The 21,432-nt window shown below is 67.1% G+C and carries 20 protein-coding genes; 3 read left to right on the forward strand and 17 right to left on the reverse strand.

Features of this window, described 5'->3' with window-relative positions:
* Nucleotides 1-8: 8 nt before the first annotated feature.
* From AAFF32_RS00760 to AAFF32_RS00805, 10 genes are all read right to left on the reverse strand, one after another.
* Entirely contained in the window at nt 9-1,343 is a 1,335-nt protein-coding gene (locus AAFF32_RS00760) for a TldD/PmbA family protein (RefSeq protein ID WP_342316159.1), read from the reverse strand.
* A 22-nt stretch (nt 1,344-1,365) separates the two neighbouring features.
* Nucleotides 1,366-2,994 (reverse strand): TldD/PmbA family protein, encoded by a 1,629-nt coding sequence (locus tag AAFF32_RS00765; RefSeq protein ID WP_216965855.1) that lies wholly within the window; start codon nt 2,992-2,994, stop codon nt 1,366-1,368.
* Nucleotides 2,995-3,215: 221 nt separating this feature from the next.
* The gene (locus AAFF32_RS00770; RefSeq protein ID WP_342316160.1) at nt 3,216-3,680 is read right to left on the reverse strand and encodes a hypothetical protein; all 465 of its coding nucleotides are present in this window, start codon (nt 3,678-3,680) and stop codon (nt 3,216-3,218) included.
* A gap of 97 nt (nt 3,681-3,777) precedes the next feature.
* Nucleotides 3,778-4,449 carry a hypothetical protein gene (locus AAFF32_RS00775; protein WP_342316161.1) on the reverse strand — a complete coding sequence of 224 codons (672 nt, stop codon included), beginning with the start codon at nt 4,447-4,449 and terminating at the stop codon, nt 3,778-3,780.
* A gap of 118 nt (nt 4,450-4,567) precedes the next feature.
* The gene (locus AAFF32_RS00780; protein ID WP_216965850.1) at nt 4,568-4,996 is read right to left on the reverse strand and encodes a hypothetical protein; all 429 of its coding nucleotides are present in this window, start codon (nt 4,994-4,996) and stop codon (nt 4,568-4,570) included.
* 134 nt (nt 4,997-5,130) lie between these two features.
* Nucleotides 5,131-5,523 carry a hypothetical protein gene (locus AAFF32_RS00785; RefSeq protein ID WP_342316162.1) on the reverse strand — a complete coding sequence of 131 codons (393 nt, stop codon included), beginning with the start codon at nt 5,521-5,523 and terminating at the stop codon, nt 5,131-5,133.
* Nucleotides 5,524-5,658: 135 nt separating this feature from the next.
* Nucleotides 5,659-6,711: a serine hydrolase gene (locus AAFF32_RS00790; protein ID WP_342316163.1), complete on the reverse strand. Its 1,053-nt coding sequence runs from the start codon at nt 6,709-6,711 to the stop codon at nt 5,659-5,661.
* Between the two features lie 186 nt (nt 6,712-6,897).
* Entirely contained in the window at nt 6,898-7,401 is a 504-nt protein-coding gene (locus tag AAFF32_RS00795; RefSeq protein ID WP_342316164.1) for a DUF6491 family protein, read from the reverse strand.
* Between the two features lie 89 nt (nt 7,402-7,490).
* Nucleotides 7,491-9,113 (reverse strand): ABC-F family ATP-binding cassette domain-containing protein, encoded by a 1,623-nt coding sequence (locus AAFF32_RS00800; RefSeq protein ID WP_342316165.1) that lies wholly within the window; start codon nt 9,111-9,113, stop codon nt 7,491-7,493.
* 252 nt (nt 9,114-9,365) lie between these two features.
* Complete coding sequence (locus tag AAFF32_RS00805; RefSeq protein ID WP_342316166.1) at nt 9,366-10,415, reverse strand: alpha/beta fold hydrolase; 1,050 nt, start codon at nt 10,413-10,415, stop codon at nt 9,366-9,368.
* Between the two features lie 168 nt (nt 10,416-10,583).
* On the opposite strand from AAFF32_RS00805, the gene mddA reads away from it, so the two are divergent.
* Together mddA and AAFF32_RS00815 are read left to right on the forward strand one after the other, a co-directional pair.
* Nucleotides 10,584-11,348, forward strand: a complete 765-nt coding sequence (mddA, locus tag AAFF32_RS00810; RefSeq protein WP_216965838.1) for a methanethiol S-methyltransferase — start codon at nt 10,584-10,586, stop codon at nt 11,346-11,348.
* On the forward strand, nt 11,345-11,731 hold the full coding sequence (locus AAFF32_RS00815) for a hypothetical protein (RefSeq protein ID WP_342316168.1): 387 nt from the start codon (nt 11,345-11,347) through the stop codon (nt 11,729-11,731). The genes mddA and AAFF32_RS00815 overlap by 4 nt, the downstream gene beginning before the upstream one ends.
* A 21-nt stretch (nt 11,732-11,752) precedes the next feature.
* On the opposite strand, the gene AAFF32_RS00820 is transcribed toward AAFF32_RS00815, so the two are convergent.
* Both AAFF32_RS00820 and AAFF32_RS00825 read right to left on the reverse strand, forming a co-directional pair.
* On the reverse strand, nt 11,753-13,339 hold the full coding sequence (locus AAFF32_RS00820; RefSeq protein WP_342316170.1) for an FMN-binding glutamate synthase family protein: 1,587 nt from the start codon (nt 13,337-13,339) through the stop codon (nt 11,753-11,755).
* Between the two features lie 175 nt (nt 13,340-13,514).
* On the reverse strand, nt 13,515-13,943 hold the full coding sequence (locus tag AAFF32_RS00825) for a nuclear transport factor 2 family protein (RefSeq protein ID WP_216966140.1): 429 nt from the start codon (nt 13,941-13,943) through the stop codon (nt 13,515-13,517).
* A gap of 180 nt (nt 13,944-14,123) precedes the next feature.
* On the opposite strand from AAFF32_RS00825, the gene AAFF32_RS00830 reads away from it, so the two are divergent.
* Entirely contained in the window at nt 14,124-15,308 is a 1,185-nt protein-coding gene (locus AAFF32_RS00830; RefSeq protein WP_342316171.1) for a low temperature requirement protein A, read from the forward strand.
* 12 nt (nt 15,309-15,320) lie between these two features.
* Here the strand turns inward: AAFF32_RS00830 and AAFF32_RS00835 are convergent, their stop codons facing one another.
* From AAFF32_RS00835 to AAFF32_RS00855, 5 genes are all read right to left on the reverse strand, one after another.
* Complete coding sequence (locus AAFF32_RS00835; protein WP_342316172.1) at nt 15,321-15,947, reverse strand: dihydrofolate reductase family protein; 627 nt, start codon at nt 15,945-15,947, stop codon at nt 15,321-15,323.
* Between the two features lie 71 nt (nt 15,948-16,018).
* A complete protein-coding gene (locus AAFF32_RS00840) occupies nt 16,019-17,335 on the reverse strand; it encodes an ATP-binding protein (RefSeq protein WP_342316173.1) in 1,317 nt (438 codons plus the stop codon).
* Between the two features lie 4 nt (nt 17,336-17,339).
* Nucleotides 17,340-18,677: a sigma-54 dependent transcriptional regulator gene (locus AAFF32_RS00845; RefSeq protein ID WP_216965827.1), complete on the reverse strand. Its 1,338-nt coding sequence runs from the start codon at nt 18,675-18,677 to the stop codon at nt 17,340-17,342.
* Between the two features lie 180 nt (nt 18,678-18,857).
* Nucleotides 18,858-20,093, reverse strand: a complete 1,236-nt coding sequence (locus tag AAFF32_RS00850) for an FtsX-like permease family protein (protein WP_342316174.1) — start codon at nt 20,091-20,093, stop codon at nt 18,858-18,860.
* A 16-nt stretch (nt 20,094-20,109) separates the two neighbouring features.
* A complete protein-coding gene (locus AAFF32_RS00855; protein ID WP_216965816.1) occupies nt 20,110-21,429 on the reverse strand; it encodes an ABC transporter permease in 1,320 nt (439 codons plus the stop codon).
* Nucleotides 21,430-21,432 lie beyond the last annotated feature (3 nt).

Raw genomic sequence — 21,432 nt, forward strand, 5'->3', positions numbered from 1 at the left:
CCTTTGCGTCAAACCGCATCCGACAGCGAGGTGAAGGTGAAATCGCGCAGCTTCATCGGCGGGATCATCATCACGAACGAGGATTCATCGCCGGCCACGCGCACCGGGCGTCCGAGTTCCTCGATGTTGTTGAGCATGATCACCGGCGACTCGTTGAAGCGGAAATTCTTCACCGGGTGCTTGATCTGGCCGTTTTCGATGTAGAACGTGCCGTCGCGCGTGAGGCCGGTCAGCAGCACGGTCTGCGGATCGACCATGCGGATGTACCAGGTGCGCGTGACCAGGATGCCCTTCTGCGTGCCGCGAACGAGGTCGGCGGTGGACTTGTCGCCACCGGCCACCAGCAGGTTGCCCGGCTCGCCCACGGCGCGCTTGCCCTGCTTCTTGGCCCAGTAGCGCGAGTAGTTCAGCGCGACGACCTTGCCGTTCTCGACAATCGCCATCTTCTCGCGCGGCAGGCCTTCCGAATCCCACGGCAGCACCGGCGCGCGCGGGTCCCACGGATCGGCGCTGATGTTCACGCGCGAGTCGTAGACCTGTTCGCCCAGCTTGTTGCCACCGCCCTTCTTCGACAGGAAGCTGCGGCCTTCATCGGCCTGGCGCGCGTCGAAGAAATTCATCATGAACGAGATCAGGCCCGCGGCGGCCGCCGGTTCCAGGATCACCGTGTACTTGCCCGGCTCCAGCGCCTTGGCTTCGGCCGATTCGGTGGCCTTGCGCATGGCGGTGCGGATGTCGGCGTCGGCCTTGAAGTCCGATGCGTCCTTGAGGTTTCGGCCGACCCAGCCCGAACCGCGACCGTCTTCGGTGCGCACGGTGCAGGTGTAGTTGAACGTGCCGCCGCGCTGATAGGCGAAGTTGCCGTGGCTGTTGGCGATGGCCACGAAGTTCTGGCCGTCTTCCAGGAAGCCCGCCGCGATCAGCTTCTCGCCCTTGCACGGACCGATCGAATCGGCCGCCACTTTCGCGCGGTATTCCGGCGTGATGGCGGCCGTGGATTCGCTGAAGGTCGGGCTGGGCTTGTAGGTCTGCTTCTCGATGGCCGGCATGAACTCCGGGTTTTCCGGCGCCAGGCGGGCGAGGTCTTCGGCGCGACGCACCACGCGTTCCAGCGCGGCGTCGTCGAACTCGTTGATGGTCGCCGTGCCGACGCGGTTGCCGAAGGCGACTTCCACGGCGAGTTCGGTGTTGTCCACGATGCCGCTGGTGGAGATGTTGTTCAGCGCGAAACGGATGTTGCCGTCGATGGAGCCCGACAGCGTGGCGCTGATCTGGTCCGCCTTGGACAGCTTGATGACCTTGTCCAGGATGGCCTTGGACTGTTCTTCGGTGAAGATGCTCATTTAGTGATTCTCCAGCGCGCGATCAGCCGAGGCTGCGGGCGGTGTTGATGACGTTGATGCCGTTGAAGCGCGCCGTGCTCGAACCGTGCGAGACCGCCGAGACCTGGCCCGGCTGGCCCTTGCCGTCGAAGAACGAACCGCCCAGGCGGTAGTCGCTTTCGTCGCAGACGGCGACGCAGGCGTTCCAGAATTCCGGCGTGCGGATCTGGTAGGCCACGTCCTCGATCTGCTGGGTGATCTTGCCGTTCTTGATCTCGTAGAACAGCTGGCCGCCGAACTGCGCGTTGTAGCGCTGCTGGTCGATGGAGAACGAGCCGTCGCCGATGATGTAGATGCCGTTCTCGACGTCCTTGATCATGTCGGCGACCGACAGCTTGTTCTTGCCCGGGGCGAGCGACACGTTGGCCATGCGCTGGAACTGCACGCTCGACCACGAGTCGGCGTAGCAGCAGCCGTCGGATTCGGTCTTGCCCAGGATGTGGGCCTGGTCGCGGATGGTCTGGTAGTCCACCAGCTTGCCGTTGCTGATGAGGTCCCACTTCTTGGTCTTCACGCCTTCGTCGTCGTAACCGACGGCGCCCAGGCTGCCGACCTGCGTCTTGTCGGCGAAGACGTTGACGTTGCCGCTGCCGTACTGGAACTTCTCGCGCTGCTTGTCCAGCGTGGCGAAACTGGTGCCGGCGTAGTTGGCTTCGTAGCCGAGCACGCGGTCCAGTTCCAGCGGGTGGCCGATGGACTCGTGGATGGTGAGCCAGGTGTGCGACGGATCGAGCACGAGGTCGTACTTGCCCGGCTTCACCGACGGCGCGCTGAGCTTGGCGCGTGCCTGCTTCGCCGAAGCGACGGCGTCTTCCATCATGTCGTACGACAGGCCGTAGTTGACCACGCCGTTGGGCGAAACGACCTTGCCCGAAGCCGCGCCGTCCAGGTATTCGAAGCCCATGCCCATCGGCGAGGACAGACCGTCGCGCGTGCGGAACTTGCCGGTGGCCTTGTCGATGGCGGTGACGGTCATCGGCGCCCAGATGCGGTGCACGTCCTGGTCGATGTAGCTGCCATCGGTGGAGGCGAAGTACTTCTGCTCGTTCACCAGGAACAGCATGGAGTTGACGAAGTTCGCGCCTGCGTTGATGGCCGCGGCGTTCACGCCCAGCAGCAGGTCGGCCTTGTCCTTGAGCGGCACTTCCATCGAGTTCTTCCGGATGGGCGTCTTCCACGACACTTCGCCCACGCCCGGCGTCTTGGCCAGTTGCACCGGCGCGCTCTGCATCTTCGCGTTGGCCTTGGCGATCGCGGCGGCCTGCTGCGCGGCCTTGACCACGCCCTGCGTGCTCAGATCGTTGGTGGCGGAGAAGCCCCACGCGCCGTTGACGAGCACGCGCACGCCGATCCCGGTGGACTCGGTATTCACCACGTTCTGGACCTTGTCCTCGCGGGTGATCACGAACTGGCGCAGGTAACGGCCGATGCGCACGTCGCAGTAGGTCGCGCCGGCGGACGTGGCGGACTGCAGCGCGGCGTCGGCCAGGGCCTTCTTCTTGCCCACGTCCATCGTGGTGAGCAGGGCTTCGGCGGCGATGGACTTGCCGAACGGCATCATCAAGCCGGCCACGCCAATGCCGGACATCGTAAGGAAGGAGCGTCTATCCACTGTTGTCGTACCCCCAAATGGGCCCGGTGGCGCCGGTGCGGCGCGGCGGGCGAACGAACGAGACAAGAACTCGCCGACTGTGGGGAGCCGGATCGGGGGGCGTCAAGTGACGAACGGACTAGATGCGCGTGCCCGGAGGCACGACGAAGTCCGAACTGTGGAGTACGTCCTCGGGCGCCGGGGTTCCGGCGCGCAGGAATGTGCCGAGTCGGGCGGCCTGCTCAGCGGGCGGAAAGCGCGGCCGATCGCGGGCCCGATCCCAGACGGGCCGCGGCGTATCCCAGCGCGGCCGCCATCAGGCTACGACCCAGGGCCCCCACATCGAATAATTCGCGCAGCGTGGCCCCCATGAAGAACCGCATGACGCCCATGTCGACGAGCTGGACCAGGAGGTAGAGCACGACCACGTGCAACAGTCGCCGGGAGCGGATGGGGGCGGCGAATCGCCAGTAGAGGAACGCCCCCACCACGACGTACAGGATCCGACGAACGAGCCGCGCGTTGGCCACGGCCTCCTCCATGGAGCCACCGTACAGCGGCCAGTACGCCATGCTCAGGCCGCTGATCGTCGCGATGCTCATCGCAGCGGCAAAGATCAGCACGGCCCATACCAGCATTCTTCGCCACCGAAGCGGTGGCATCTCGGCGACGGTGATGTTTCGGGTCGGCGACTGGTACGGGTCCATGGCTCCCCCCATGAGCGATGGATGCCGAGTCTAGTCGGTTCGTCGCCGGGTCGTGGGGGCCGCTACCCTCGCGGCCGAGCGGGCATGTCGCGCCGCTTCATTCGCCGTCGCTGGTCAGCGCCATGACGTCGATGAAGCGACCTTTCGCGTCGAACCGGCATTCGAACCGCTTCACGCCTTCGTTGCCCTTGTCGACGGTGCCGGTGATGGAGCTGCCTCCATCCTTGCGTCGCACGACCGGATCGGTCTTCACGTAGGCCGGCCGCGTGCCGTAGTTGCCGGCCACTTCGCCGCGGCAGAACGCCGGCATGTTGCCGGGTGTCACCACCGCGCTACCGGCCGGTGCCGCGGGTGCCGCCGATGCCGCAGCGCCCGTCACGCCGATCGTCAGCGTGTAGTTGGCCGCCTCGTTGCGGCGTGCGGCGTTGCGCATCAGATACACGCGGACCCGATAGTCGCCATTGGCCGGAAGGCGCCCGCTGTACGTGTTTCCCGACGAGGAGCCGACGAACAGCGCCGTGTCCGAGCCGGGCGGCAGCACGTTGAAGTAGTTCGATGCATTGCCCGGCTTCAAGGTGACCGAGAGCGTCTGGCCGGCACGGGCGCCCACGAGGTAATCGACACTCTCGTCGCCCTTGATGCTGCCGGTGATCGTCTTCGAGGACGCGCCCTTGGCGAACTGCACGCGCTCGGTACGAACCTGCGCCTGCGCGACGCCCACGAGCATCAACGCGAGCGCGGCGACAGTGAGTACGAATGGCCTGGTCATCGTCGGTGCCTCCCGGAGAAGCAGGCACCCTACTGAAGGCTCCGTGCCGGAGCGGTGAATGCGATCTTCGCGAACAACACGGGCGCATTCAGGCATCGGACTGCCTGCGCCTGCGCCCTCAGTCCTTTCCCGCACTCTGGATGCGCGGGAAATGACGCATCACGAAGAGCACGTACACCAGCCACAGAGCGAACCATGCCGCCGCGACGATCAGCAGCCCGACCGTGTAGAGGATCAGGCTCGGCGTGAGGAACAGCAGGATGCAGCCGATCAGCCACAGGCGATCGCCCCGACGCGAGTAGCGGGCGCGTTCGTCATCGTCGATACGACCGGCCAGCGATGCGCCGTAGTAGTAGAAGGACGAGAACGCGAACCCGAACGTCGCCACGCCCATCGCGATCAACGCGGCCTGGTATACGAACCCGTCGATCTGGCCGGCCGTGTACTTGGGATACAGGAAGAACAGCAGGAACGTGAAGATCGCGATGCTCGACGCCGCGAGCTGGTACGAGCGGTTGACGTTGGCAGCGGCAACATCTTCAGCCATGGGATCTCTCCTCACCTCGCCAAGGTTCGCGGCAAGCGTAACCCGGGAAGGGGCGCGAGCCACAGTCCCCGGAACATGCGCCCCGTGCCGGCTACGCTGACTGCGAAGTGCGCCCGCGGCTTCGCACGGATGCACTACGCCTGCTTGAAGACAATCGCCATCTTCGCGCCGGGGTCGTTCACGATCAGACGGCCGTTCTCGACGCAGTAGTTGTGCACGCCGGGCGCGCCGTCGATCTCCAGCATGTAACAGGGGCCCGCCTCGGCGAAGACCTTGTAATTGCGGGCAACGGCCTCCGGATAGCCGGCGACCCTCATGACCAGCGTTTCGCGCGTTATCTCCAGCTGCCCCCCGTCGTAGATTTCCCGAATGCGAGGCGACTGCGAAGCCGGGATGCCGGCGTCCTTCGCCTTTTCGATCGTCGCCTCGACGTCCACGGCCCACTGGCCATGGAGCGAAGATGCCCGGCCGCAGGCGGCGGTGGCAAGCATCGAAACGACCAGAACAAGAAGGTGGAGTCTCTTCATTCCCTGAGCACCTGTGATGGAGGGTTGGCCGTCAGCGCAGCTGCCATTGCACGATGAAAGTTCGGGTGAGCTCATGCATGCCGGGGCCGGCCACGCTTGCGTGCGCATTCGCACGCAGCGTTTCGGGCGGGTCCGTTACAGGCCGGGCATCAATTCCTGCGTGAGCAGCTTGAGCGTCAGCGCATGCGATTGCCGTTCGCGGTAATTGGTCGTGGTGATGACCACCACGGCCCGCTTCGGCGGAAGCAGGTACACCGCATTGCCGCCGGTGCCGGCCATCGTGGGCGCCGTGATGACGCCGCCATTGCCGTCGGGAATCTTCATCAGCCACCACAGGTAGCCGTAATCGGCATCGTCGCGCGCGGTCGCTTGCGGCGACAGCGATTGACGCACCCATGCCGCGGGAACCACCTGCTTGCCGCCGGCGCGCCCTTCGTCGAGATACAGCTGGCCCAGCTTCCACAGATCGCGCGTGCGCAGCCCCAGGCCACCACCGGCCTGGGCCAGGCCCAGCGGCGAGAACTGCCACTCGGGCGCCTGGATGCCGAGCGGATCGAACAGGCGTCGTTGCGCGTAGGACGGCAGCGGCTCGCGCACGGCGGTCTGGATCACCTCGCCCAGCGCGCTCACGCCGGCGGTGCAGTAACGGAAGCTGCGGCCGTGCGGCGAATCGGCCGGTTTCGGCATCCAGCCAGGAAAGCCCTGCACCGGAAGATCGGCGTAGAACTGCACCCAGTCCTCGATCAGATACATCCGCTCTTCGTTGCCGCGCGAGAACTGATCGTCGTCGTTGCATTCCACGATGGACGACATCGTCATCAGGTCTTCGACCCGGATCGCCTCCTTGCGCGGATCGGGGTTGAGCATCTTCTGCCGGCGATCGGGCGGGAGCACGTCGAAGATGCGCGCGGACGCGCCGACCAGCCTGCCGTCCTCGATCGCCAGCCCGGCGAGCATTCCCGCCACCGTCTTGGTCACCGAACGCGTGTTGCGGCGCCCTTGCGCTCCGGCCTCGTCGAAGTAGTGCTCGTAGACGACCTTGCCGTCCTGCGCGACCAGGATGCTGGTGATGGCCTTGTACTCGCCTTTCTCGACCGCCTGTTGGGCCTGCTGGAACGGCTCTCGATCGGCGGCGGCCACGGCGCACGAGGCCGTGGCGAGGCAAAGGCAAAGAAGCGCTCGTTTCATGGAAGTCCCCCGGTTTCAGCGATTCTATCGCCCGCGCGCTCGCCCATCTTGTACCCGCGAAACCTCTGCCCTGCCCTCAGGGCGAGTCGCCGGAACGCGCCAGGCGTCATGCCGAACTCGGCGACGAACACCGATGATCGCGTTCGCTATCGGGCGAATGCGGACATTAGCTCACCTCGCTGACATTCAGGGCAACGGCGTGGCCTGCTCGGGCGGCAGCTGGCTGCGGTCGATGACATCGGCCTGGCGCCACTCCCGCGTGGCTTCGTACAACGATCGGCCGTCCACGGGGCGGATCGTGGCGATGCGGCACGCGCTGGTCACCGTTCCCGAGGCGCTGCGCATCATCACGCTGTCCAACGGCGCGGCGACCTGGCCGGCGTCATGCGTGATCCAGACATGCGGCGCGGTGAGGATGGCCGGGCAGCGCGTGCGGAATTCCAGCAGGTACCCGCCAAACGCGCTCGGCCAGATCGCCAGGGCCTGATCCCCGAGCGGCGTCCACTCGAACTTGCCGGAGCTCTGGTCGAGCTGGAACGAACCGACCGCTGCGCCGGCATGCTCGCGGTAGACCGCCAGTCGTTCGTTCGTGCTGAGTGCCGGACCGTGCGTGCACGCCGCCAGCGCGCCGGCCAGCAGCAGTGAAGGCAGGACGCTTCGGCGAAGTGTCGGGCCATACAAGCGCTTCATGGCGATCCCTCACAACGTGGCCGTGGCGATCCCGATTGTGCACCTTGCTGCGGCGCGTGGCGCAAGCACGGCCATCGAAGCCGGATCGTTCACCCGATCTCACGGAGGTCGTCGGCGGTCAGCTCCCATCTTCGCGTGGGCGCAATCGAGGCGAGGAACGTCTCGTCGTGACTGACCACGATCATCGCGCCCTCGTACGCACTCAACGCGTGTTCGAGCTGGCGCACCGCCTCCAGATCGAGGTGGTTGGTGGGTTCGTCGAGCAGCAGAAGATGCGGCGCCGGGATGGCATGCAGCACGCAGGCGAGCACCACGCGCACGCGCTCGCCACCCGACAAGGAAGCCACGGGCAGGTGCATGCGCTCGCCGCGGAAGTGCAACCTGGCCAGCAGGCGGGCTCTTTCATTGGCCGGCATGCCGGGGATGGCACGGTCCAGGTTCTCGCGCACCGACCGCGAAGGGTCCAGCCCCTCCAGGCGCTGCGACAGATAGGCCACGCGTCCGCTGCCGCTCCTGATGGTGCCTCCGTCGGGGCCCAGCATCCCCGCGAGGACTTTCAACAGCGTGGTCTTGCCGACACCGTTGGCGCCGGTCAGCGCGATCCGTTCCGGACCCCGGACGCTCAACGACAGGCCTCGCTCGCCAAACAGCACGCGATCACCCTGGCGGATGCGCAGTCCATCGGCGCAGAACAGCAAGCGGTCGGACGCTACACGCGTGGCGGGCAGGCTGAAATCCACCGGATCGACCTCCACCAACGTCCGTGTGGCGTCCTGCAGTTGCGCTCCCACGCTCGCCAGGCGAGCGACATGGACGTTCCTGGCCTTGCCTGCGGATTGCTGTGCGGCGCGTTCGCGATTGCCGGCCACGATACGGGGCAGGCCCGAGCTGGCGAGGTTTTTCGCCGCATTGCCCATGCGACGCTCCGCGCGCTCATGGGCCTGTTGCCGCCCGCGCTTCTCGCGATCCACTTCGCCACGCAGGTTGCGCACGCGCTGCTCGGCCGCCTGGCGTTCGACCACGGCGGCGCGCAGGTACGCATCGAAACCTCCGCCGTGCAGGCGCAGGCCGGTGCTCTGGAGTTCGGCGATCTGATCCATGTCGTTGAGCAGTTCGCGATCATGGCTTGCGACCACCACACAGCCGGGCCAGTCCGCCAGGACTTCGCGAAATCGCTGCCGCCTGGCTCTGTCCAGGTGATTGGTCGGCTCGTCCAGTAACAGGATGTCCGGGCGCTGGAGCAGCTTCGCCGCCAGCGCGAGCGACATGGCTTCGCCGCCGCTCAGGCTGGCCAGGCGACGCGACAACGCGACATCGGCCAGGCCAACTTGCGCCAGCGTTGCGGCAATCCGTTCGCGCAGGTCCCATTCGCCGTCGAGCAGGTCGAAATCGGCCGGCGCGCCGCGTCCTTCGGCGATGGCATGCAGCGCCTCCAGGCGGGATTCGACACCCAGCACAGCGGCCACGGAGGCCTGCGCATCGAGCATCACGCCCTGGGGCAGATAAGCGACGGCGCCTCGCGCCTGGATCGTGCCGGATGCGGGTTTCAATTCACCGGCCATCAGCCGCAGCAGGGTGCTCTTGCCCGCACCATTGGGTGCCACCAGGCCGGTACGCGAAGGGCCGATGACGAAAGAATGACCGTCCAGCACGCGCGTGCCGTCGGGCCATGAAAAAACAAGATCGCAAGCGCGGATGTGCGCGTTGGACATGGGGCATCCTCCATCGAGGCCACGCCGGCCGACTTGTGCCGCGTGGCGGTTCCAACCGGTCCATGGCCGCATCGGCGGCAGGTCACGGTCAGGCGTTCGAGAGAGTTGCCGCTATCACATGTCCGGGGAGGTCTCCTTGCAGGGCGTGCATTCTACCGTCGCGATTGCGGCCTTGGCCCGTTCTGCGTCGCAAGACGGATTGCAGATGGCCTGACCCGTTCAGCATTCGCGGCCGGCAAGCCACCCCACGCGTCACCCGCGCTGCGTACCGCCGCGCAGCAACGCCATCGCTTGCGTGCGCGAGCGCACGCCCAGCTTGTCGAAGATGCGCGTCAACGAATTGCGCACCGTCTTGTCGCTGATGAACAGCGATGCGGCGATTTCCGCGTTGGTGCGGCCCGCGACGAGGCCTTCGACGATCTCGCGTTCGCGTCCGGTCAGCCCCGCCAGGGCATCCGGGGCGTCGCGGCCGAGGAACTGCAGCATCTCCTCGCAGAAGCGGGGCCATGCCGGCTCGGTGTCCAGCAGCACGTGGTTGCGCGATTCCAGTTCGACAAAACGTGCGCCGGTGATGCCGGCGGCGAGCAGGCGGCCTTCTTCCAACGGCACCACGCCGTCCTCGCGCCCGTGCATCACCAGCGTGGGCACGGAGACCTGCGGCAGCAGTGCGGTGACGTTGACGTGGGCGCGCGCTTCGAGCAATGCGCCGGCCGATTCTGCGGTGGTGGTCGTGCGCGCGAGTTCGTTGAACCACTGCACCTGCGCATCGGTGGCACCTGGGATGAAGCGCGCGGTGAACAATTGCCGGAACACCGGATTGTGGTCGTCCCAGCCGCCGCGCGCGATGTCGACGATGGCGTGGTACATGCGCGCGGCTTCGGCGTTGCCGCGTTCGTATGCGCCGCGCGCGTAGCCGCCATACAACAGCAGGTGCGAGACGCGCCGCGGATGCTTCACCGCATACGCCAGGCACGCGGCCGCGCCTTGCGAGATGCCCAGCAATGCGAACGGGCGCTCGATCTGCGCCGCATCGACGACGGCCTCCAGGTCGGACAGCCAGTTCGACAGCGACAGGCCGCGCGGATCGCCGCCGGTCATGCCGCAGCCGCGTTCGTCGTAGCGGATGAAATGGAAATTGCCGCCCAGAAAGCGCATCCAGTGCTGCCAGATCGGGCTTTCCAGGTCGTATTCCAGGTGGCTCAGCCAGTTGGCCGCCTTCACCAGCGGCATGCCCGTTCCCATCGACGACCACGCAAGGCGCGTGCCATCGCCGGCGGTCAGGTAACGGATCGACTGCTTCATGGCCGAAGGCCCCAGCGCGCACCTGCCGTCAGTCTAGTCGGGACAAACCTCCCCCGGTAGCGGCGCCTTCGGGCGGGCGCCGGGACGTCCCTCCCCTGTGCTCGCGCCGTGCGCGGGACGATGCTGCGGCCACTTCCCCCAAGCCCTCCCGGGCGCATCGAGGCCGCCATGAAGCGTTCCCTGATCCTGCTCTACGGTGTGTTCTGTTACGCGGTGTTCTTCGCGACGTTCCTTTACGCGATCGGCTTCGTCGGCAACCTGTGGGTGCCCAAGGCGATGGACTCGCCGCGTGAAACGAGCCTGGCGGCCGCATTGACGATCAACCTGGGATTGCTCGCCCTGTTCGCGCTGCAGCACAGCGTGATGGCGCGTCCGGCGTTCAAGCGCGCATGGACGCGCGTGATTCCCGAATCCGCCGAACGAAGCACCTACACGTTGCTGTCGAGCCTGGCCTTGATCGTGCTGTTCTGGCAATGGCGACCGCTGGGCGGCGTGGTGTGGGACGTGCAGAACGAAGCCGGGCGCGCCCTGCTGCTGGCGGCGTGCGCATTCGGCTGGATGCTGGTGCTGGTGTCGACGTTCCTGATCAACCACTTCGATCTGTTCGGCCTGCGCCAGGTGTGGCTGCAGTTCCGCGGGCGCCCGTACACGCCGCTGCCGTTCAAGACGCCGGGGCCGTATCGGCTGGTGCGCCATCCGCTGTACGTGGGCTGGTTCTTCGCGTTCTGGGCGACACCGACGATGACCGTCACGCACCTGGTGTTCGCGCTGATGACGACGGCCTACATCCTCGTGGCGATCCGCCTGGAAGAGCGCGACCTGATCGACGCGCTGCCCGAGTACGCGACCTACCGCCGCGAAGTGCCGATGCTGGTGCCGCGCGTGCCGCGTGGCGCACGTGCCGGTGAGGCCGGCCGGATCGCGCAGCCGTGAGCACAGCGTCGGCGCGCACGGTCGGCACGGACCGCCCGCTCGTCGATGAAGAACGCGCGGTGCTGCGATGGCTGCTTACGCATGGCACGCGCGACAACGCGGTGTACCTGCGGCAACTGGACGCGGCGCGCGTCGTCGGCCATTGCGGCTGCGGCTGCGCCAGCATCGACGTGGCCGTCGACGGCAGGCGCGCGCCGGAAGGTCGCATGATCGTGCTCGCGCAGTTCCAGTGGCGCACGCGCGAAGGCCACTCCTGCGTGGCGATCGTCTTCGAACAGGGCGGACTGCTGGCCGGACTGGACTTGTGGTCGCTCGACGGCCGCACCGTGCCGTCGGAACTGCCGCCGATCGACGCGCTGGTGCCGATGGACGCGCCAGGGTGAGCCAGGCGCGACGTCATTGGCTCATTTCAGGCCGAACGAATCGCTGCGCGCCCGATCCCAGAAGTTCTTGAACACGGCGTGGTCGGGAATGCCGTTGAGCAGTTCGCCCGGCTGGAGGAAACGGTAGAGCGCGCCGAGCGAGCGCACCTCCACCGGCGACACGCGGCGCAGGACGTGCTCGGGACCGATCTGTTCGGGATGCTCCAGACCCGCCGCGCAGAGCAGGTCGCGCAGGCCGCGCAGCGTGTTCTGGTGGAACTGGAACACGCGCGTGGCCTTGTCCGGGATGTCGAGCGAACGCCAGCGCGCCGGGTCCTGCGTGGCGATGCCGGTCGGGCAGCGATCGGTGTGGCAGCCTTGCGACTGGATGCAGCCCAGCGCGAACATGAAACCGCGCGCGGCGTTGCACCAGTCCGCGCCCATCGCCATCGTGCGGGCCATGTCGAATGCGCTGACGATCTTGCCGGCCGCGGCGATGCGGATGCTGCCGCGCAGGTTCAGGCCTACGAGCGTGTTGTGCACCAGCATCAGCGCTTCGTGCATCGGCACGCCGACGTGGTCCATGAACTCCGCCGGCGCCGCGCCCGTGCCGCCTTCGGCTCCGTCCACGACGATGAAATCCGGCAGCAGACCGGTCTGGCGCATCGCCTTGGCGATGCCGAACCACTCCCACGGGTGGCCGATGGCCAGCTTGAAACCCACCGGCTTTCCGTGCGACATCGAACGCAACCGTTCCACGAACTCCAGCAGTTCGATGGGCGTGGCGAACTCCGTGTGGCGCGACGGCGACACGCAGTCCACGCCTTCGGGAACGCCGCGCGTGGCGGCGATTTCCGCGCTGACCTTCGCGCCCGGAAGCACGCCGCCGTGCCCGGGCTTGGCGCCCTGCGACAGCTTGATCTCGATCATCCTCACCTGCGGAAGCTGCGCGTTGTCGGCGAAGCGCGACGGATCGAAGCGACCTTCGGCGTTGCGACAACCGAAATAGCCCGAACCGATTTCCCACACCAGGTCACCGCCCGGCCCGCGGTGGTAGGGCGAAATCGAGCCTTCGCCGGTGTCGTGGTAGAAGTGCCCGCGCCGCGCGCCTTCGTTGAGCGCATGGATCGCGGCGGCGGAAAGCGAACCGAAGCTCATCGCCGAGATGTTCAGCACGCTGGCGGAGTACGGCTGCTTCGCCTGGTTGCCGACGGTGAGGCGGAAGTCGTGCGAGGCGATGTCGGCGGGCACCATCGAATGGTTGATCCATTCGTAATCCACGCCGTACACGTCCTGCTGCGTGCCGAAGGGACGCGTGTCGTTGACGGCCTTGGAGCGTTGGTAAACCAGTGCGCGCTGCTGGCGCGAGAACGGCACCTCGGCGGTGTCGGATTCGATGAAGTACTGCCGCATCTCCGGCCCGATCGATTCCAGGCCGTAGCGGAAGTAGGCCAGGATCGGATAGTTGCGCCGCAGCGTGCTTCGACGCTGCAGCACGTCCCAGGTGCCCAGCAGCGCCAACACGCCGAACACGACCGCGACCCACCACCAGTCCGCGTCGAGGTAGGCGACGAAGGCGAACAGCACCGTGAGCACGATGCTCGCGAAGTAGGCGGCATACCGGGACATCCGGCTTCTCCTGGAACGACGGGCGGGGCGGTGCGTCCAGGCGCCCTGCGCTACGGGATCCGACTGGACGCACCCAGAGTAGTCCCGCCGCACCGTTCGCGGATAGGCACTCGATTCCCGAGCGCCACTGGATCGTGACGAAACGATCAGGCGTCGTAAGCGCGCGGCCGGCGTTTCACTTCGGCTTGGAGTACCACAGCGCGTTGACGATCACCCAGCGCTCGCCGAACTTCCCCATGTGGAAATAGTCGACGAACCAGGGCGTTTCCGCCCGAACCGCGGCGGCATTGCCGGCCACGTCCAGCACGGTGCATGCGCGGTCCCACGCCTCCCTGGGCGTCTTCAGCGCGCCTTGCCGCGTGAGCTCGACCAGTTCCTCCTTGCTCATGCGGCGCAGCCCGAGGCGTTCGTCCGGGGTGTCGCCCAGCACGCGCCGCTTGGCGAGGTCGGGGTGAAGCGCGCGCGCGACCCGCGCCGGATCGCCTTCCAGCTGGCCGTCGACATAGTCGAAGCAGGTGGCTTCGATCGCTGCGCGCGTGGGCGCGTCGATCGCGGCGGGCGGTGCGTTGGACGCGACCGATGCAGCGGCCAGCATCAGGCTCATCAGGGGCACGGGCGACTCCTTGCATGCGTGGACAGGAAGCAGGCGACAGCCTAACGCCTGCCGTCGCCCGGGAGCGGTCGCCCGCGCGCCGTCCGCCGCGCGAAGGCCTCCGGCCGGCGCATGTGCCACCCTTGGCACTGCGCCTTCCACCGTCCGCCGCCCCCGCACACCCGAGCCCGCATGACGAAGCCCTCCTCTCCCCTCCTGCGTGAACGTGGCACCGCCGACAGCAACCGCGTCGCGATGGTCGAACTGTTCTTCGACCTGGTGTTCGTGTTCGCCGTGACCCAGCTCTCGCACACGCTCCTGGAGCACCTGACTGTGCAAGGCGCGTTGCAGACACTGCTGCTGTTCCTGGCGGTGTGGTGGCTGTGGATCTTCACCTCGTGGGTGACCAACTGGCTGGATCCCGATCGCACGCCGGTGCGGATGCTGCTGTTCGCGCTGATGCTCGGCGGGCTGCTGCTGTCGTCCTCGATTCCGCAGGCGTTTGCGGATCGTGGACTCGTGTTCGGCGCGGTGTTCGCGGCGATGCAGGTGGGCCGAACGCTGTTCGTCGCCGTGGCGATGCGCGGCCGTCATCGCGTGCTCCACGAGAACTTCGTGCGCATCGCGCTGTGGCTGATGGTGTCGGGCGCGTTCTGGGTGGTGGGCGGGCTGTCCGAGGGACCGACGCGCGCGGCCTTGTGGGTCGCGGCGGTCGCCATCGAGTACCTCGCGCCCGCGCTCTACTTCTACGTACCGGGCATGGGACGCTCGCACACCATCGACTGGGACGTCGACGGCCACCACCTGGCGGAACGGTGCGCGCTGTTCGTGATCATCGCGCTGGGCGAGTCGGTCCTGGTGACCGGCGCCACGTTCGCCGGGCAGGCGTGGACGACGCCGACCGTTACTGCGTTCGTCGTGGCGTTCCTCGGCAGCGTGGCGATGTGGTGGATCTACTTCGACACGGGCGCCGAGCGCGCCAGCCATCGCATCGCGCACTCGGACGACCCCGGACGCCAGGCGCGACTGGCGTACACCTACCTGCATCTGCTGATCATCGCCGGCGTCATCGTCTGCGCCGTGGCGGACGAGCTGTCGCTGGCGCACCCGGACCATTTCGAAGGCGACGGCCGCGCCGCGATCGCGGCGATGATCGGCGGGCCGATGCTCTACCTGCTGGGCGTGGCGCTGTTCAAGTGGGTCTGCAACGACCGCCGCGGCCCGCCGCTGTCGCACTGCGCGGGCATCGTCCTGCTCGCCGCGCTGGCACCGGCGGCGCTGGCGCACCTGCTGTCCCCGCTGGCGCTGGGCATGGCGACGACGCTGATCCTGATGATCGTGGCCACGTGGGAGACCATCGCGCTGCGTCGTGCGTGACGCCGGCGGCGCTTAGCCACCTTGGTCGAACGTCCCCGTCCGCACCTCGCCATCGCGCACGTAGCGGTTGATCAGCACGCCGCCGGGCGTGGTGATCGAATGCGCGAGGGTGAAGGCGGAAGGCGATGCGTCGTCGCCGAACAGGCGCTTTCCGCGTCCCAGCAACAACGGGTGGATCAGCAGCCGAAGCTCGTCGACGAGTCCGGCGGCCAGCAGTTGGCGAACCATCTCGCCGCTGCCGAAGGTCAACAAGGTCTTGCCGCCCTGACGTTTGAGGCCGCTCACCGCGTCGGAGAGGTGGCCTTCCAGCGCCTGGCTGTTTTTCCAGTCAAGGTCGTCGGCCCGGTGCGTGGCGACGTACTTGGTCGCGCGGTTGAACGGGTCGGCGATGGCGTGGGCGCCAGAATCCGTCGGCACCTGCGGCCAGTACGAGGCGAAGATGTCATAGGTGCGACGCCCCAGCAGCAGGTCGAACGGCTGCAAAAGCAGTTCGTGCAGGTCGCGGCCACCGGCTTCGTCGGCATAGGGAACGATCCATCCGCCCAGGCGGAAGTCGCCGCTGGTGTCTTCCTCCGGGCCGCCGGGAGACTGGATCACACCATCAAGGCTGATGAACTCGGAAACGATGAGCTTGCGCATGCGGTCCTCCGCGTCGGAACCCGATCGGTTCCTGAGTACGACGAACGCTGGGGTGGTGGATCGACAGCCCCTCACTCCACCGGCAGGCTGAGGCTCACCGTCAGGCCGCCGCCCTCGCGGTTGGCCAGCGCGATGCGGCCGCCGTGGGCCTCGGCGATCTCGCGCGCCAGTGCCAGGCCCAGGCCGCTGCCGGTGCGCTTGGTCGAATAGAACGGCACGAGCGCATTCGCCAGCACCGCATCGGACATGCCGGGGCCGCGATCGCTGACTTCCACGCGCACGATGCGGCCGATCTGGCGCACGGTCAGCGTGACCTCGTCCTGGGACGAACCGGACTCGTGCGCGTTCTTGAGCACGTTGATCAGCGCCTGCTCCACCTGCGCGGGGTCGAAGTTCGCCGGCTCCGACGGCACCGGCCCGCGCTGGAATGCGTAATGCTGCTGCAGCCGCGACAGGAACGGCACCCACTCCACACACTCCGGCTCCGGCACCGGCAACTTGGCGACGCTGGAATAGCCACGCAGGAAGCCGTGCAGGTGGCGCGCACGTTCTTCGATGGTCTCGAAGATGCGGCCGAGCTTTTCGTAATCCTCGCGCCGCAGCAGCTCTGCGCCGGAGTGCGCGAGCGAGGTGATGGGCGCCAGCGAGTTGTTGAGCTCGTGGCTGATCACGCGGATCACCTTCTTCCACGTCGCCACTTCCTGACGGTTCAACTCGGCGGTCAGGCGCTTGAACATGTAGAGCGTGTGCACGCGTCCATTGAGGTGGAAATCGCGGCGGGCGAGATGGTAGGTCTCTTCCTGGCCGGCGTGCTCGAAACTGAAAAGTCGGTCGCGCCCTTCGCCCAGCGCTTCGCGCAACGGCGCCGGCGTGCGTTCCATCAGCTGCGCGAACTTCAGGCCTTCGATCTTGCGGCCGTCGTGGAAGAGCTGGCGCGCGGCGAGGTTGCCGTAGACGATCGCGCCGCGGCTCTCGGTGAGCAGCAGCGCGGTCGGGGTGTTCTGCACCACGGTGTCCAGCAGCAGTTCGCGCTGGAACAGCGACTGGCGTTCCTCGCGCAGGACGCGGCCGAGCTCGTTGTGCGCTTCGACGAGATCGTCGAGTTCGTCATTGGACGGGCGCGTGACGCTGAAGCTGAAGTCGCCGTCGCGGAAACTCGCCACCGATCCCGACAGCGCGCGGAACAGGCTCAACTGGCGCGCCAGGTAACGTTGCGCGATCCACGGCGCGACGATGGCGCACACCAGCAGCGTCAGGCTGGCGCCGAGCAGTGCGTTGTCGAGCCAGTCGACCAGCAGCGCGCCCAGTGCGACGGCCGCGAGCATTGCCGCGAACAGCAGCAGCGCGAGCTTTCCGGCCATCGAGAAGTGGCGTGCACGCGGTTGCATCGCATCACCGCGCAATGCCGAGCTTGTCCAGGCGGCGGTACAGCGCCTGGCGGCTCAGCCCGAGGTCGGCCGCGGCCTGGCTCATCACGCCGCCGGCGCGTTGCAGCGCGGCTTCGATCGTCTCGCGGTCGAGCTCGCCGTCGGCCTGCATTCGCGGCGAGTACGGCGTTGCGGGAAGCCCGAGTTCTTCGGCTTCCACGACGTCGGCATGCCCGAGCAGCAGCGCCCGCTGGATCGCATTCTTCATCTCGCGCACGTTGCCCGGCCACGCGTGCCGCAGCAGCGCGCCGCGTGCCGCGTCGCTGAGACGGCGGCGTCCTTCCAGGAAGGATTCGGCCAACGGCAGGATGTCGCCGCGACGTTCCGCCAGCGGCGGCACGCGCAGTTCGATCACGTTGAGACGGTAGTAGAGGTCCTCGCGGAACGTGCCGGCGCGGATCATCGCCGGCAGGTCGGCGTTGGTCGCCGCGATCACGCGCACTTTCACCTGCCGCTCGCGGTTGGAACCCAGGCGCTGGAAGCGGCCGGTTTCCAGCACGCGCAGCAGCTTCATCTGGCCCGCGGGCGGCAGGTTGCCGATCTCGTCCAGCAGCAGCGTGCCACCATCGGCGGCCTCGAACTTGCCGTCGCGCGAGCGGTTGGCGCCGGTGTAGGCGCCCGCATCCGCGCCGAACAGCTCCGCTTCGATCAGCTCCGACGGCAGCGCGCCGCAGTTGAGCGTCACGTACGGGCCGTCGCGCACCGAGGAATTGGCCTGGATGATCTCGGCGATGCGCTCCTTGCCGGCACCGTTGGGGCCGCTGATGAGCACCGGCACGTCGGCGCGCGCGACATGGCAGGCCAGGCTGATGAGTCGCTCGCTGGCCGGATCGTTGAAGACCACGCCGCGCAGGTCGTACTGGCGTTCCAGTTCCTGGCGACGGCGGCGCTCGCCGTCGCGGTGCTGCGCGAGCGCGCGGTTGGCCTCGCCCAGTTCCAGCAGGTTGGTCACCGTGGTCATCAGCTTGTGGTCGTCCCACGGCTTGCCCAGGTAATCGGCGGCGCCGGCCTTCACCAGCGCGACGGCCGACTCCAGCCGCGTCCACGCGGTGAGCAGGATGATCGGCAGGTCGGGGAAGCGATCGCGGATGGTGCGGAACAGGGCGATGCCTTCTTCGCCGGACGTGGTGTCGGCGGTGAAGTTCATGTCCTGGATGACGAGGTCGATCGTCTCGTCTTCCAGCAGCCGCAGGCCTTCCTCGGGCGATTCCGCGCTGAGTACGCGCAGGTCGGCCAGCGAGAACAGCACGTCGAGGGCGACGTGCACGGCGTGGTTGTCGTCGATGACGAGGATGGTCCGCATCGGGGCTTAGGGTAGCAGTGGGCAGGCGGCGAACGGCGCCGCGGTGAAAACCCCGGCGGCCATCCCCGCGAAAGCGGGCACGAGGCGTGCGGCTCCGGCGCCTCCGGAGAGTTAAGGCGCCGGAGCCGGATTCCCGCCCCGCGGGAATGACGGCCGGAATGCGTGGATGCCGACGCTACGTCATACCGTCCGCGTCGCCACCGCCGGCGACACGCGCGAGGCGCGCGTGGCCGGGCCGAACACCGCCAGCTGTCCCAGCAGCAGCACGGTCAGCGCGCCCAGCGGCGCGTAGTACCACGCCAGGCGCGGCAGTTCGTAGTGCTTCATGAGCCACAGGTTGAAGCCGTAGGTCATCAGCAGGCCAAGCGCGATGCCGATGCCGACCACGATCACGTTCTCCACCATGAAGTAGCGGCGGATGTCGAAGCGTCGCGCACCCAGCGCGCGGCGCGTTCCGATCTGCTTCACGCGTCGCGTCACCCAGAAGCTCACCATGCCGACGATGCCCAGGCCGGTGACGGCCAGCAGCGAGAAGATCACCGTGGTCAGCACGATGGTCATGGCACGGTCCTGGCGGTAGCTTTCGCCGCGTACTTCCTCGATCGAGCGCAATCCGCGCACGATGCGGCCCGTGTTGACCTCGCCCAGCTTGCGCTCGGCCTGCTTCATCACTTCGTCGCGTCGGCCGGGCTCGGTGCGGATGAGATAGCGCGCGGAGCTGTCGAACTCGCCGTCCTGGTACTGCGGCACCAGCATCGCGTGCTCGACCTTGTCCCAACCCACCCACGGCGCCTGCAATCGCTCCAGGATGCCGACGATGGTGGTGGACGAACCCTTGCCGCCCAGGCCGCTGTAGATGGGCCTTCCGAGCGCGTTGCCGTCGGGGTAGAGCTGGTCCGCCAGCGCCTGCGTGACGATGACCGAGTTCGGCGTGCCCTTGTCGTCGCGGCTGCGATAGCTCACGTCGTCGGCGGTGAAGTCGCGTCCGGCCACCAGATGCGCACCGAGCGTGTTCACGCCGTGCTCGTCCACGATGTAGAGCGCAGTCGGCGTGTTCTTGCGCTGCTCCTGCGGGACGCTGTCGGGCTGCGTTTCGAGGCCTTCGCTCCAGCCGCCGTTGGACAGCGGCACGGAGTTGATCGTGGTCGCGTCGACCACGCCCGGAATGGAGCGCAGCGCCTCCAGGTCCTGGCGCAGACTGCCGCGCAGGTCGAAGTCCGGCGCGAAGCCGAGGCTGGTGATGGTGAACAGCGACTGCTCGTCCATGCCGCTGGGGCGGTTCACCTTCTCGATGCGCTGCAGGATGATGAAGACGCTGTTGCACACGATGGCCAGTGTGATCGCCACCTGCAACGCGATCAGCAGCAGGCCGGTCTTGTTGCGCAGGAGCGCGTTGAGGATCGGGCGGAATTCCATGGTGATGTCCTCGCGATTACTGCGTCTTCAGCTGCGTGGCCGGCTGCACCTGGCAGGCGCGCCACGTCGGGTAGAGGCCGGCGATCAGACTGGCGACCAGGGCGATCAGCAACGACAGGCCGACCATGGTCCAGTCCAGCTCCGCAAGCTTCTCGATCGAGGTGCCCGCGTAGAGCTTGCGCAGCGCAAGCAGGCCCAGCCCGGTCAGCACCAGCCCGAGCAAACCGCCGGCGACGCCGACCAGCCCAGATTCGGTGAGGTACTGCGCGAAGACCGCCGGCTTGCTGGCGCCCACCGCACGACGCAGGCCGATTTCCGGCGCCTTGCCCATGAACTTGGCCAGCAGCAGACCCACGGTGTTGATCAGGCACACCGCGAAGAATGCAAACGCCAGCCACACCTGCGTGCGCACGTCACGACCGACGACACGCTGCGCCTCGAGGAATTGCGACACGGTGTACACGCGGTTGTTCACCGGGCGCGGGAAGCGGCCGGCCTTCTTCTGCTCGCCGACGTAGTCGTTGAGGAAGCTCAGGTAGCGTTGCGCGTCGGCCTCGTCCTTGACCTGCACCCACATGTCGATCCAGATGCAGTCCGATGTCAGCAGTCCCTGATAGCCCGGCCCGGAATCCTTGTAGCAGCTGTTGTTGGAGTTGCTGTTGAGCTGCTTCTCGATGCCGAAGGCGAACGGCACGAACACCGACTGCGGATCGTTGAACGCGCCGTTGGCGACATGGTAGACGCGCGGCGTCGGCCTCCACTTCTCCAGCACGCCCACGACGGTGAAGTCCTCGCCACCCAGGCGAAGCTTGCGGCCGACGCTGTTCTCGCCACCGAAGATCTTGTCGTTGGTCTCGCTGTCGATCACCGCCACACGCGCGGCGTTGCGGTCTTCGGCGGGCGTCCAGCCGGTGCCGTAGCGGAAGGGCGGCTCGAAGATCGGGAAGAAACCCGAGGTGGTGAACAGCGCTTCGACCATGTAGGGCTTGATCTCGCGCTTGTCCGGCTCCAGCGGAAGCACGTTGGGGAAGAACGCCGCTTCGTGCTCGGCCTTGTGCGCCTGCACGAGGTTGTTGGCGTCCTGATAGGTCATCAGGTCCGGCGGCTCGGTCGGGTTGTCCTCGTCCCACGGCTCGTTGACGTCCCAGTTGTCCAGCTGCACGCGGCGGACCTGTTCGTCTTTGTAGGACATCGGGTTGCTGGCCATCATGTGCAGCACCGTCATCGAGGTCATCGACATGCCGATGCCCAATGCGATCGCCGTGACCATCAACGCGGTGAGGATGCGGTTGCGCTTGAGCGAGATCATCGCCAGGCGCAGGTAGTAGGTGAACATGGG

Source organism: Lysobacter sp. FW306-1B-D06B (assembly GCF_038446665.1).
In the GTDB taxonomy this organism is placed as follows: Bacteria; Pseudomonadota; Gammaproteobacteria; order Xanthomonadales; family Xanthomonadaceae; genus Lysobacter_J.

What these genes read in the sequence shown, in the direction of transcription:
- AAFF32_RS00760 (WP_342316159.1), bottom strand. Translation starts at nt 1,343, where the DNA reads ATGAGCATCTTCACCGAAGAACAGTCCAAGGCCATCCTGGACAAGGTC.
- AAFF32_RS00770 (WP_342316160.1), bottom strand. Translation starts at nt 3,680, where the DNA reads ATGGACCCGTACCAGTCGCCGACCCGAAACATCACCGTCGCCGAGATG.
- AAFF32_RS00775 (WP_342316161.1), bottom strand. Translation starts at nt 4,449, where the DNA reads ATGACCAGGCCATTCGTACTCACTGTCGCCGCGCTCGCGTTGATGCTC.
- AAFF32_RS00780 (WP_216965850.1), bottom strand. Translation starts at nt 4,996, where the DNA reads ATGGCTGAAGATGTTGCCGCTGCCAACGTCAACCGCTCGTACCAGCTC.
- AAFF32_RS00785 (WP_342316162.1), bottom strand. Translation starts at nt 5,523, where the DNA reads ATGAAGAGACTCCACCTTCTTGTTCTGGTCGTTTCGATGCTTGCCACC.
- AAFF32_RS00790 (WP_342316163.1), bottom strand. Translation starts at nt 6,711, where the DNA reads ATGAAACGAGCGCTTCTTTGCCTTTGCCTCGCCACGGCCTCGTGCGCC.
- AAFF32_RS00795 (WP_342316164.1), bottom strand. Translation starts at nt 7,401, where the DNA reads ATGAAGCGCTTGTATGGCCCGACACTTCGCCGAAGCGTCCTGCCTTCA.
- AAFF32_RS00800 (WP_342316165.1), bottom strand. Translation starts at nt 9,113, where the DNA reads ATGTCCAACGCGCACATCCGCGCTTGCGATCTTGTTTTTTCATGGCCC.
- AAFF32_RS00805 (WP_342316166.1), bottom strand. Translation starts at nt 10,415, where the DNA reads ATGAAGCAGTCGATCCGTTACCTGACCGCCGGCGATGGCACGCGCCTT.
- mddA (WP_216965838.1), top strand. Translation starts at nt 10,584, where the DNA reads ATGAAGCGTTCCCTGATCCTGCTCTACGGTGTGTTCTGTTACGCGGTG.
- AAFF32_RS00820 (WP_342316170.1), bottom strand. Translation starts at nt 13,339, where the DNA reads ATGTCCCGGTATGCCGCCTACTTCGCGAGCATCGTGCTCACGGTGCTG.
- AAFF32_RS00825 (WP_216966140.1), bottom strand. Translation starts at nt 13,943, where the DNA reads ATGAGCCTGATGCTGGCCGCTGCATCGGTCGCGTCCAACGCACCGCCC.
- AAFF32_RS00830 (WP_342316171.1), top strand. Translation starts at nt 14,124, where the DNA reads ATGACGAAGCCCTCCTCTCCCCTCCTGCGTGAACGTGGCACCGCCGAC.
- AAFF32_RS00835 (WP_342316172.1), bottom strand. Translation starts at nt 15,947, where the DNA reads ATGCGCAAGCTCATCGTTTCCGAGTTCATCAGCCTTGATGGTGTGATC.
- AAFF32_RS00840 (WP_342316173.1), bottom strand. Translation starts at nt 17,335, where the DNA reads ATGCAACCGCGTGCACGCCACTTCTCGATGGCCGGAAAGCTCGCGCTG.
- AAFF32_RS00845 (WP_216965827.1), bottom strand. Translation starts at nt 18,677, where the DNA reads ATGCGGACCATCCTCGTCATCGACGACAACCACGCCGTGCACGTCGCC.
- AAFF32_RS00850 (WP_342316174.1), bottom strand. Translation starts at nt 20,093, where the DNA reads ATGGAATTCCGCCCGATCCTCAACGCGCTCCTGCGCAACAAGACCGGC.
- AAFF32_RS00855 (WP_216965816.1), bottom strand. Translation starts at nt 21,429, where the DNA reads ATGTTCACCTACTACCTGCGCCTGGCGATGATCTCGCTCAAGCGCAAC.